This is a genomic window from Desertivirga brevis (assembly GCF_017355835.1).
Window position 1 is genome coordinate 341,226 of sequence record NZ_JAFEWF010000005.1, and the last position, 12,209, is coordinate 353,434.

Below are 12,209 nucleotides of genomic sequence, written 5' to 3' on the forward strand. Positions count from 1 at the left end.
ATGCCAAATAAACAGATAGTAAAAAACATAATTCTCGCTATAGCTTTTGGATCCTTGTTATCAACGGCTGAAGCCCAACAAGATATAGATTTAAACAAGCCTTCCTGGGTTAAAGAAACTGTCGCTCAAAAATCGGAGCGGATGGAATGGTGGCGGCAGGCAAGATTTGGCATGTTCATTCATTGGGGACTGTATTCTGCAGCAGCTAGACACGAGTGGGTACAAAACCGCGAAAAAATGACACGAGAGGAATACCATAAATACTTTCAAACATTCAACCCCGACCTCTACAACCCGGAAGAGTGGACAAAAAAAGCAAAACAGGCAGGAATGAAATATGTGGTGATTACCACTAAACACCACGAGGGATTCTGTCTATGGGATTCGAAGTTCACCGAATATAAGGCTCCTAATACACCGGCGGGAAAAGACCTGCTAAAACCACTGGTTGCAGCATTAAGAGCTGAAGGCATAAGAGTAGGATTTTACTATTCGCTTATTGACTGGAATCATCCGCACTTTCCAATTGACAGAAATCATCCGCTTCGAGAAGCAAGCAATATTGCTTCCATAAACCAGAATAGGGATATTAAAAAATACCAAAAGTACTTGAAAGACCAGATAACAGAACTGTTGACACAATATGGAAAGATCGACGAACTTTTCTTTGATTATTCTTACCCAGGACCTAATGGGAAGGGGAGGGACGACTGGGACTCAGAAGGCCTTTTAAAGCTGGTGCGGAAACTTCAGCCGGATATAATTGTGAACGACCGTCTTGATCTTGGAGAAACAAGCTGGGGCTGGGATTATAAAACTCCGGAGCAATTTATGCCTTTTAAATGGCCAAGTTTAAATGGTGTGAACATTCCATGGGAGACCTGCCAGACCTTTTCCGGTTCCTGGGGATATAACCGCGATGAGTACTCCTGGAAATCAGAGCGGCAGCTTATCACCATGTTAATTGAGACTGTTAGCAAAGGGGGAAATTTACTTTTAAATGTAGGTCCGACAGCCAGAGGTGCCTTTGAAGAAAAGGCGGACGAAAGACTTAAGGCTATTGGCAATTGGATGAGATTTAACAATCGCTCAATTTATAATTGTACTCAGGCTCCTGCAGTTTTCGAAAAGCCCGACAATTGCTTACTTACTTACAATCCTGAAACAAAAAGACTATATATTCATGTTTTATCCTGGCCCTTTAAATCGCTGCACCTAAAAAATTACAAAGGCAAATTCAGGTATGCACAGCTGTTGAATGATGGTTCAGAGATTAAGTTCAAGTCTGATATCAAGCCGGGAAGCCATACCACTGAAACTACTGGAGAAAACGATGTGATGCTAGAACTCCCGGTATACAGCCCCAATATCGAAATTCCCGTTATCGAACTTATATTAAACTAAAGGTATGAGATTAATATATGTTTTTTGCTTACTCTTAAGCTTTTTCTCTGTAGCGAGGTCTCAGTCGGTTTCACGATGGGAAAAGGAGATATCCGCATTTGAAAAGCAAGATGCTGAAAAAACTGGGCGGCAAAAGGTAATAATATTCACAGGAAGTTCAACCATCCGTCGCTGGTCTGACATCAATACTTATTTCCCAGGTAAGTTGATATTAAACAGGGGCTTTGGAGGATCGCACGCGAGTGATCTTTTATACTTCGCAGACAGGATTACAGGGGATAACAAAATTAAACAGATCCTTATTTATGAAGGTGATAATGACCTTGCTGCAGGAAAAACGGTTGAGAGGGTAGTTGACGATCTGAAGAAAATCGTAAAACATTACAGATACAATTATCCCAGGGCGACCATAAGCATTCTTTCTATAAAACCCAGTCCCGCCAGGCAAAAGTACCTGACACAAATTAAAGAGGTGAATAAACAGATGCAAATTTTCATGGCTTCAGGCAAAAGGTACCAATTCATTGATGTTTTTAATCCGTTATTAAAAGAGGATGGAAATCCTAAGGAAGAGATCTTTGTACCAGACGGGGTTCACATGGACATGGAGGGCTACAAATTATGGGCTGAAGCCATCAGGCCTTACTTAGAATAGATTGTGGTCGAATCCATACTTAAGGAAACTTAATTCACTTATACTAAGATACATGAAGAAATATTGTTTAACACTTGATCTAAAAGATGATGAAAACCTGATTAACGAATATGTCACCTGGCATAAGAAGGTTTGGGACGAAATAAAGGAAAGTATTCGGAGCTCTGGAATAATTGACCTGGAAATTTACAGGTACAATAACCGCCTCTGCATGATCATCATTGCTGACGATTCATTTAGTTTTGAAAAAAAAGCAGCAATGGACGCAGAAAATCTTCGCGTGCAGGAGTGGGAGGAATTGATGTGGAAGTATCAACAAGCATTGCCAGGCTCTAAACCTGGTGAAAAATGGGTGCTAATGGAAAATATTTTCTGTTTAAACAATTAAATATATAATCCATGCTAAGGAAAATTTTAAGTTTGGTATTACCGGTATTCCTTTCATCTGCCACTTTTGGGCAGAGAAATGCCACGATTTTTACCGATTGGAAAAAAGGCTACGATCCGGCAGAGGTAGGACAAAAACTAACTAAACGTTTTCTTGAAAGTCCCCACACAAATTATGGGCGGCCCGACCCTCCAAGATTTATTACCTATCCCGAGGTATGCACTTGGTTCGGAGCGCTTAAATTAAGTGAAACAAGCAGACGGTCGGATTTGCAGAAATTACTTGAAGAGAGATATTTAAAACTAGTTGAAGAAGAAAAATCTTTGCTTCCAATTCCGAATCACGTAGATTTCACCGTCTTTGGCACGCTTCCCCTACAGTTGTACTCGATGGGAGGCAACGAGAGTTACCTGAAACTTGGCAAGTACTATGCAGACTCGCAATGGGAAAGGCCTGTAAACCGAGACCTTACTACAGAGGAACAAAACTATCTGGATAAAGGCTTCAGCTGGCAAACGCGCTTATGGATAGACGACATGTATATGATTAATGCAGTACAGGTGCAGGCATATAAAGCAACCGGGGATGAGAAATATATCAATAGAGCAGCAAAAGAAATGGTGCTTTATTTGGATTCACTACAAAAACCTAATGGCTTGTTTTTTCATGCCCCTGACGTACCGTTTTATTGGGCTAGGGGAAATGGTTGGATGGCTGCGGGAATGACTGAAATACTAAAATCAATACCTGAAAGTAACCCCCATAGACAGTATATATTAAAGGGGTATAAAAAGATGATGGCATCGCTTCTTAAGTACCAGACAGAAAGCGGTATGTGGCGACAATTAATAGATGATAAAGGTTCATGGACAGAAACCTCGGGAAGCGCGATGTTCGCCTATGCTATGGTAACTGGAATAAAAAAAGGATGGCTGAAAAAAAGTATCTATGCGCCGGCTGCAAGAAAAGCATGGCTGGCTCTTGTGGATAGTATCAACGAAAATGGTGACGTAACAGAGGTGTGCGAAGGAACAAACAAAAAGAACGACCGGCAATTTTATTTAGACAGGAGGCGACTGATAGGTGATATGCATGGACAAGCGCCTGTATTATGGACGACGGCCGCATTATTGGATTAATTTTGTGCCCTTGAACCTCATAATAATAAATTTACTTGTCGTAACAACAATTCGAACTTTGTTGTTACCTTTAGCCAAATGGTCTACCTGGGCAAGCGAGAGTATTCTGTCGCCTATAATAATACTACCTATAAAATTGTTCAGTGGGACACACTTCACATGGTTTTTCAAATTTGGTTGAAGGGCGAAATGCTTGTCACTATTCAAAAGGATGATATCTGGAAAGCTTCAAGTGTAAGTAAAATGAGTCTAACCGACGCTTTTTCAATCGCATTTAAGCTGGAGGCGCAATTGACGAAAGAGCAATTGTAAGACCTATTTAAAAAAAATTCATACTCAGCATACTATTTCTTTTAACCACCCGTTAATGTAGAAACGTCTATTGCGAGTGATGTACTTCCTCGGGAATTAGGCTAAGAAGAAATTTTAGTTGAGCGATTAAAACAGCGTACCATCCCACGGTACCGCTGTTTTTATGTTTCCAGACCGTCCTACTCAATTATTGTGGCTTCCTAAATTTAATCCAGAAGATAGAACCAACTCCCGGCCTTCCATCAATCCAGATATTAGCTTTATGCTTTTCCAGGATCCGTTTTACGATTGCCAATCCGACGCCTGTGCCTTCGTAATCAGTTTTTACATTAACCCTCTTAAACAATTCAAATACTTTATTATAATGTTTTGGATCGATTCCTATTCCATTATCCTGCACCTTGTAAACCACTTCATATTCATTTTCCGAACCCTCGATAGTAATGATCGATGGATTAGAAAGCCTTGAATATTTTACGGCGTTGCTTATTAAATTAAGAAATACTTGGTAGATCATGGTTTGGTCACCATAAACAACGGGAGTACCTCCAACATTAAAGACCATATTAGGATTATTGAAAGCTGTAGCCACCTCATTCTTTATTGTGTGAAGCAAACTACTCATATCTATTGGCTGAAAATTTATTTCCGATCGACCAACCTTGGAGTAGTCCAGAACTTCGGCAATTAGTGTATTCATCCGGGTAATACCAAAACTGATCCGGGCAGCAAAGTTCTTCCCATCATCATCTAATGACTTATTTCGCTCCAGGAGTTGCGCATAACTCTTGATTACTGTTAATGGAGTTTTTAAATCATGTGATATTGTACTACTGAAAGTTTCTAACTCATCGTAAGCTTCTTTCAGCTTCTCGTTTAAAACTCTTATTTCACTTGCCTTTTTATTAATAATATATAGCAATTCTTCTTTAAAACGCTCTGCCAAATTTTGTTCGTAAACCTTCCAACGTTCCGTTGTATGTTGAACTATTGTTTTGAAGCTTTCGAAAGATTTGCGCGGTGAAATCTTTTGTTCTCCATTTTCGTCCACCTCTACTGGTTTATCCGGGTTACCTGCCCATGTAATGCTTTCGGCGTACTCAGGCCGAAACCAGATAATATATTCCTTCAGCTCCCTTGATATCGTACAGACTAGTATTCCACTCGCAATATTTGCAAATTCGCTTGCCGAGGGCATTATATCAACCAACTTATTTGTATGAAACAGCGATTCGTCCTGTTTTTCGGAGACCCACTCTATAATCTTCTCGATTTGATCAGCAGAAGGGATAATGCCGTCTTTAATCACTTTCCCTTCATAACGCATAAACACTCCGGTTGCCTTTACAATATGCAGAAAGGAAACAGAAGGGTTTAATACCGCGTCCTTAATATCAACTCCAAGTCGCAGCTCTGAAATTATTTTCTCAAATACTGCTTTATGCTTTTTTTGGTCAGCATTTACAATTTCTTCTTCCTTAAACTCAACGGAAGATGAGATGATCTGTCCAAGTAGTCTGGCTCCCTCGCGTACACGGTGACTTATAAATTTAGGGGTATAATTATGGCAGGCAATAAGCCCCCACAACTCACCCTTGCACATAAGGGAAATGCTGAAGCTTGAAGCAACTCCCATATTTTTAAGATACTGGATGTGTATTGGGGAAACAGCCCGAAGAACGGAATGGGTAAGGTCAACAGGGTTGTCAGTTAAAGCTAAAATAGCTGAAGTGGATGAATATACATCAGCTATCAGGCGCACTTTATTCGCTTTATACAAAAGACGAGCTTGGGCAGGAATGTCGGATGCTGGATAATGGAGGTCCAAAAAAGGTTCCAAATCCTCATTTCTTGCTTCAGCAACCACTTTGCCATGGGCGTCCTCCATAAATTTATAGATCATCACCCGATCGTAACCGATCAATTGCTTAACAATAGAGGCTGCCCGGCTAAGTATATCAGGAAGATTACTGGTAGCAAGGATTGCAGAAACATGCCGGCCGATTTGGTTGTGAATATCAGGAACTTCACTTTCTATCCTTAATTCAAATTCCAAATAAATTTGCTGGCTATGGCAGTGAATTATTAGATCAAACCGCTGCTCCTCGAAGTAAATTTGGTACGACTCACTTTCTTGTTTCCTTTTTGCTGATTCTACAAAAGCGGCAAGGGGATTAGGATTCTCTTTACTGGAAATTTTTTGTTCAAAAGTCGCAAGACTTTGTCCTAAAATGGATCCTGCAGTTACATTGAGATGATCCAGGATATTAGAACTCACATAATTAATAATATTACTGGTAGCATTTACAACCACTATAAACCCCCAGGACTGAACCTGACCTGGAATATGAATTGGCTCGCGGTCGCAATTACTTAGGTCGACTTTAAACTTAGGCATTATTATAAAATTCAAATAGCTAGCGCATGAGCGCTATTGCTTTATGTACTAATTCATCAATATCGAAGGGCTTTGCAAGAAAATCATTAGCCCCGGCCTGCTGGGCAATATATGCCCCATCCCGGCTTGCAGACATAACTATCACCGGAATTTCTGAAGACGATGCGTCTTCCCTTATTGCCTTAAGAACCTGGTCTCCTGACAGTTGAGGCATCCACAGATCGAGAAAGATCAAATCGGGATCTTTCTCAGAAATCCTTTTAAATATCTCCAGGCTATTTTGAACACAAACCGTTTGAAAGCCGCTTTCTTCGAGAATAATAGAAACCAAATCTAAAATTCCCTCATCGTCATCGCATATTAGAATAGTCTTATTTTTCATCGGCAGGAATAACTAAGGGGAGGGTAAAACTAAAAGTGGAACCTTTCCCGGGTTCGCTGTCGACCCATAACGTACCGCCATGATTTTTAACTATCTGCTCGCAAACATAAAGACCCATCCCCATTCCAGGAAACGCTTTCTGCGTTTCTGTAACCCGGTAAAATCTCTGAAATATTCTGCTTTGTTCTTCAGGCCGGATCCCTACTCCAAAATCAGTTACTGATATCTTTATAAAATCGCTTACAACAAAAATAGTAACAATTACCTCTTTTCCCTCCGGAGAATATTTGATAGCATTAGAGATAAGATTTTTAATCACCTGAACTATTTGCGACTCGTCACCGTAATATTTTTGCGGACCATTACCCTTCCGCATTATTGAATGGGTTTTAAAGCCTTCCTGGAAAGCATTTATAGCATCCGAAACGGCAGAATTAATATCGAAGTAGTCGCGGTAAATCTCAATATTTCCTGACTGGATCTTCGAAACGTTCAGCAATTCGTTAATCAAATTTCCCAGGCGTTGAATATGGGTATTTGCTTTCTCAAGGGCCGATGTAAATTGTTCCGGAAGCTGTGAGGAAGGGGTTTTTTGCAGGATTTGAATGAAGCCTCGAACAGTTGTTAGTGGAGTTTTAAGTTCGTGACTCGCTATAGACAGGAAGTCATCCTTCCGACGTTCAATTTCACGACGATCTGTTATATCTTCAATAGCCAACAAAACATGATTCTTATACTGCCCTTCCAATTCAACGCGGTGGGCATTTAAAAGCATAAGCTTCTTACCAATATGAGGGAAGTCATGCTCTACTTCGAAATCTAAAACAGGATTATTAGTGGGAAGAACATCTTCAAGCAGGTTGCGCAGCGTTTCTATAGCCCATTGTCCATTGCCAAGATTAAATAGGTTTGTACCTTCTGTTTCAGCTCTTGACACTTTAAATACCCTTATAAATTGATCATTAACAGTGAGAACATTCATTTGATCATCCAGTACCACCAGGCATTCCCTAACAGTTTGAATTATACTAAGAAGGTATTCTTCACTCTCCCTCAATTCACGGGTGCGTTCTTGTACAAGTCTTTCAGTGTCTCTCTGAATCCGCTCCAGGTCTTCCTTAGCCCTTCTTCTAGCCGAGATATCATTTTGTATCCCCACAAAATGAGTAACTAAACCCGTAGGATCTTTAATTGGAGTAACGTATAGCTCATTCCAAAAAAAATTACCGTTCTTCTTATAATTCCTAATTTCAACCGTGCAGGGCAATCCTTTTTGAACGGCTTCCTTTATCTTCAACCTCGCATCCTGCTGTCTGTCCTCCTTTTGTAAAAAACGGCAATTCCTTCCAATAACCTCATGTCTGACATATCCTGTCATGCGTTCAAAAGCAGCATTACAATAGATAATAGGATTATCCTCTAGTAAATTATCGGTAATGATGACACCTGTAATGCTAGCATCAAGCGCCTTTCGCATCAAATCAAGCTCGTTGTCATTTCCAGGAGAAGAAGGATCTGTATGTAACTCTTCTTTCAATTTGTAGTTGTGTTTAATTTGTTAACCCTTAAATCTTCAAATTAGTTTGGTATCATCTTAGCTCCAAATGCTCCCTGACCAGTTCGAGCAAATGATCAAGATCAAAAGGTTTAGACAAACATGAATCTGCTTCCAATTGTTCTGCAACCTCTTTTATTCGGTCGTCTGTGGATGATATAATAATTGGGATATTAGCCAATTGCTTTTCATTTTTAAGCTTAACTATGAGAGATGAAAGCTTAGCTATTCCCAACCAGTGGTCAAGCAATAGAAGATCGGGTTGAAACTTTTCTATTTCGAAATAAGCATTATTGATCGTATAAAGTATTTTAACAAAAAAGTGCTCGCTTAAAACCAGTGAAAAAATTTCACCGATATTTAAATCTTCTTCGATAATAAGTACTTTTTTCATTGAGTAAGTAGGGTGCCAAGGTAAAACAGGTAAAAAAAATTTCCTACCTGCTAAAGTTTAAATAATACCTGCTGGAGGCAGGATACTAACAGTTCAGGTTCTCGTATCTTCAAAATATACAATTAAACCACCTACTTCCTCTAAATGGTTATACCAGGGTTTCAGTTCCCATTTTACAAGACGAATACTGTTACTACTATTTAAGTAATTATGATTTGAAGAGAAACGCCGGCCTTTCAAAGCCTCAATTGCTAGATATTTCCACTTTGGGTGAATGTCCGGATACAAATTAAAAACCGTCTTGCCGAATATATCTTGTCTCCTTCTGGAATCGAAGGATAGCCATCTATCAGAAACTGCAAGAACTCTTAAATCATTATCCACCATGGCAATAGGGAAGGGGAGTTGTTCGATAAAAATCTTGTATCGATTATCAGCTAAATTTGCATTACCCTCCTCTAAACTCCTTTCCCGAAGATAGTTATTGTAACAAGTTGAGAAGTTGGATGGATTAGCAAAATTTAATAGAGCTGACATTTGTTTCCGACTGCATCGATTTTCTTTAAGGTAAGAATGAGCAAACTCCATTTGCAGCCGTCGATAATAGGCGAATGGATTTAATCCAGTTTTATTACGAAAGTCACGTTTTAATTTCGATTGAGAGATACCCTCATCTTTGGCCATTTGCTCAATGCCAGGAAACCTGGAAAGGACATTTAACTGAAGAGTTTTAATAATTTCAATTGCATGATCTCTATACTTTACCCCTTGAACACCAGAATGCATTGGCGCGACGGGCGCAACGATATCGGCAGCATGCACATAAAAGCCTTCGACCTTATCTCCAATTATGTCTGGTGTGTAACTAACAATAGCCCTGCGAATTCCGCCTCCTGGAATTACAAATTCCCGTTCGAAAGCTTGCGGCTCACCTTGGAAGACCTTCCGTATCATCGGCAGGTGTTTATCATAAATGGGACCTAGAAATTCTCTTAACGTGGATTTATTTACAATATCTTCCGGCTTTATTCCGAGCCATTCCTCATATGCTCGATTTGCAAAGCGGCAGACCATATTCTTATCCCAATAACCTAGTAAAGCTTTTGTGTTAGCAAGTATTTTAAATCCCAGCTCCTCCGTATCCTTACCCATACTTAAACTTAGAATTAACGATTATACAATTATAAGTATAAATACGGTTTCAGTATAAATACGGATCTTTTGACCGATTGAAAATCTTTCAAAAAACTGATTTACAAATACTTAATTTACTACTAATTAATAATCAAATCATTTTGGGGGTAAACAAAGAGGAATGGAAACTATCTTTTAATTATTAAATTAATTTATCAGGTGTAACAGGTAACTCCCTTATCCGTTTACCTGTGGCATTGAAAATAGCATTTGTAATAGCCGGGGCAACGCCAATAATAGCAATTTCACCAAGGCCTTTAGTTCCCATAGGATCCACGATATAGTCGGGCTTGTTTACGAAATACACCTCAATAGGAGGCACGTCAGCGTGAACAGGGACGTGATAATCCCCCAGATCTTTTGTAACGTATCTACCGTAGCGGTGATCCATCACTGCGTCTTCCTGAAGAGCCATTCCAATTCCCCCGGTAACGCCCCCTATCAACTGATTGGCCGCGGTTTTCTTATTTACTATTGTTCCTGCATCCGCACAACTTACTACTTTTTTAACTCTTACTTGCCCAGTTAATGGGTGAACATGTACTTCGGCAAAGTGGACAGAAAAAGAATATCTTGAGTATTTAGAAGCTTCCTGATCAGGCTTCGAATCTTGAAGCACATCTAACTCTGAGAGATTCTGTTTCTTAAGGACCTCAGTATACGACACTTTTACTGAAGGAGATTTGGAAAGTGATATAAAGCCTTTGTCGAAAGTAATATCTTCGAGTTTCAAATTAGCAAAACGTTTATCGGAGGCGGGGGCCATTGCGAGAAGCTTTTCCTTCATTGCCTTACAGGTAGCTACTACTGCAGAGCCTACAGTGGCCACTGTAGCTGATCCACCCTGATTAGGTGCCTGAGGAAAATCAGAATTACCAAGTTGAAATGTAATTTTATCGGGGCTCAAACCCAAATGCTCTGACGCGATCTGCACCATAGCTGTTCCTGTTCCAGGACCAATATCAGTTACTGCGCTTTGAAATACCACATTTCCATTAGCTAACAGTTTAGCCCTTACAGCTGCCGCCCCCCTGTGTGCTCCAAAAGTACCTACTCCCATGCCATAGCCAACCAGCCATTCTCCAGACTTAACACCTCCCGGCTTTAAGGAACGTTTACTCCATCCGATCTTTTCAGCTCCTGCGTGTATACATTCCTTTAGATATTTTGTAGACCATGGTAGGTTTTTGTCAGGGTCGGTATCCGTATGATTCATTAAACGGAATTGTACAGGGTCAATATTTAGCGCGAAGGCAAGTTCATCCATTGCTGATTCTAAAGCAAAAGCTCCGGTAGCCTCTCCAGGACCCCGCATCCATATAGGTGTACTTACATCCAACGGCAGAAGCCGGTATTTCGTACCAAGGTTTGGACTCGTATACATCATTTTCGTTTGCTGCAGGGTAGACTCCGTAAATTCCTCATAAGATGAAGTCTGGCCGATGGCTTCATGATAAATACCGGTGATCTTACCATCCCTATCTGCACCAATCCCTATTTTTTGCCAGGTATAAGGTCTGTAACCAACCATAAAGAACATCTGTTCGCGCGTTAGCATAACTTTTACCGGCCGTTTCACCATCTTTGCAGCAATAATAGCAGCGGTTTCATGGGGCCAGTTATGTAAGCCATTTCCAAAAGCGCCACCAACAAACTCAGAGATCACCCTTACATTTTGCACGGGGATCTTCCATTCGTTGGCAAAAGCCTGCTGAGTAGGCTTTGTCCCCTGCACTTTATCATAAACGACCAGCTTGTCATCTGCCTCCCAATATGCTGTAATTGCCTGCAATTCCATTGGATTATGTACTTCGGTAGGATGGACGTACTCTGCTTCCAGTTTAACAGCCGCATTTTTATAACCATCAGCTTTTCCGCGTTCATAATCTGCAAGTCCCGACTTAGAATTTTTCTTTACCACAGCAGGAACTACAGCCTTTCCCTTGTTCTCTTCAAAGTTTGTCTCATGCTTGTCCGTGTCGTACTCTGCTTTAACCAGCATTGCAGCATACCTTGCTCGTTCAAAGGTATCGGCAACGACAATGGCTATTGGCTGGCCGTTGGAGTAGACACGGTTATTGTAGAAGGCCCTTAATGGCCGTCCACCAGTTGGAGGTTCTGTTGGGTGTTCATTATCTGCCCATCCCGGAACCTTTATAGCGTTTTCATGGGAAATCACCGCAATTACCCCTGGAGCTCGAAGTGCTGCCCTAGAATCAATAGAGCGAATTTTTCCCTTAGCTATAGTACTGGATACGATAACACCGTAGCTTATATTTGGTAACTGGTACTCGGCAGAATATCTGGCTGCACCTGTTACCTTTAGTTTACCGTCTACACGGTTCAGGGGATCTCCTATAACTTTATCGAAAAACCTGCTCATGGAAT

11 protein-coding genes are annotated in these 12,209 nt (G+C 40.5%); 5 read left to right on the forward strand and 6 right to left on the reverse strand.

The window, feature by feature from the left end:
• From J4N25_RS14410 to J4N25_RS14430, 5 genes are all read left to right on the forward strand, one after another.
• Complete coding sequence (locus J4N25_RS14410; RefSeq protein WP_207420370.1) at positions 1–1,404, forward strand: alpha-L-fucosidase; 1,404 nt, start codon at positions 1–3, stop codon at positions 1,402–1,404.
• A gap of 4 nt (positions 1,405–1,408) precedes the next feature.
• Positions 1,409–2,059 carry a GDSL-type esterase/lipase family protein gene (locus J4N25_RS14415; RefSeq protein ID WP_207420371.1) on the forward strand — a complete coding sequence of 217 codons (651 nt, stop codon included), beginning with the start codon at positions 1,409–1,411 and terminating at the stop codon, positions 2,057–2,059.
• 52 nt (positions 2,060–2,111) lie between these two features.
• Positions 2,112–2,447 (forward strand): L-rhamnose mutarotase, encoded by a 336-nt coding sequence (locus J4N25_RS14420; RefSeq protein ID WP_207420372.1) that lies wholly within the window; start codon positions 2,112–2,114, stop codon positions 2,445–2,447.
• A gap of 11 nt (positions 2,448–2,458) precedes the next feature.
• Positions 2,459–3,586, forward strand: a complete 1,128-nt coding sequence (locus J4N25_RS14425; protein WP_207420373.1) for a glycoside hydrolase family 88/105 protein — start codon at positions 2,459–2,461, stop codon at positions 3,584–3,586.
• Positions 3,587–3,664: 78 nt separating this feature from the next.
• Entirely contained in the window at positions 3,665–3,898 is a 234-nt protein-coding gene (locus tag J4N25_RS14430) for a hypothetical protein (protein ID WP_207420374.1), read from the forward strand.
• Positions 3,899–4,085: 187 nt separating this feature from the next.
• On the opposite strand, the gene J4N25_RS14435 is transcribed toward J4N25_RS14430, so the two are convergent.
• The 6 genes from J4N25_RS14435 to J4N25_RS14460 all read right to left on the reverse strand — a co-directional run bounded on the left by J4N25_RS14435 (position 4,086) and on the right by J4N25_RS14460 (position 12,204).
• On the reverse strand, positions 4,086–6,296 hold the full coding sequence (locus tag J4N25_RS14435; RefSeq protein WP_207420375.1) for an ATP-binding protein: 2,211 nt from the start codon (positions 6,294–6,296) through the stop codon (positions 4,086–4,088).
• Positions 6,297–6,315: 19 nt separating this feature from the next.
• Positions 6,316–6,678, reverse strand: a complete 363-nt coding sequence (locus J4N25_RS14440; RefSeq protein WP_207420376.1) for a response regulator — start codon at positions 6,676–6,678, stop codon at positions 6,316–6,318.
• On the reverse strand, positions 6,668–8,215 hold the full coding sequence (locus tag J4N25_RS14445) for a PAS domain-containing sensor histidine kinase (RefSeq protein ID WP_242695750.1): 1,548 nt from the start codon (positions 8,213–8,215) through the stop codon (positions 6,668–6,670). Before J4N25_RS14445 ends, J4N25_RS14440 begins: the two co-directional genes overlap by 11 nt.
• A gap of 52 nt (positions 8,216–8,267) precedes the next feature.
• On the reverse strand, positions 8,268–8,627 hold the full coding sequence (locus J4N25_RS14450) for a response regulator (RefSeq protein WP_207420377.1): 360 nt from the start codon (positions 8,625–8,627) through the stop codon (positions 8,268–8,270).
• A gap of 93 nt (positions 8,628–8,720) precedes the next feature.
• Positions 8,721–9,779, reverse strand: a complete 1,059-nt coding sequence (locus J4N25_RS14455) for a PAS domain-containing protein (protein ID WP_207420378.1) — start codon at positions 9,777–9,779, stop codon at positions 8,721–8,723.
• Between the two features lie 184 nt (positions 9,780–9,963).
• Entirely contained in the window at positions 9,964–12,204 is a 2,241-nt protein-coding gene (locus J4N25_RS14460; RefSeq protein WP_207420379.1) for a xanthine dehydrogenase family protein molybdopterin-binding subunit, read from the reverse strand.
• Positions 12,205–12,209: the final 5 nt, after the last annotated feature.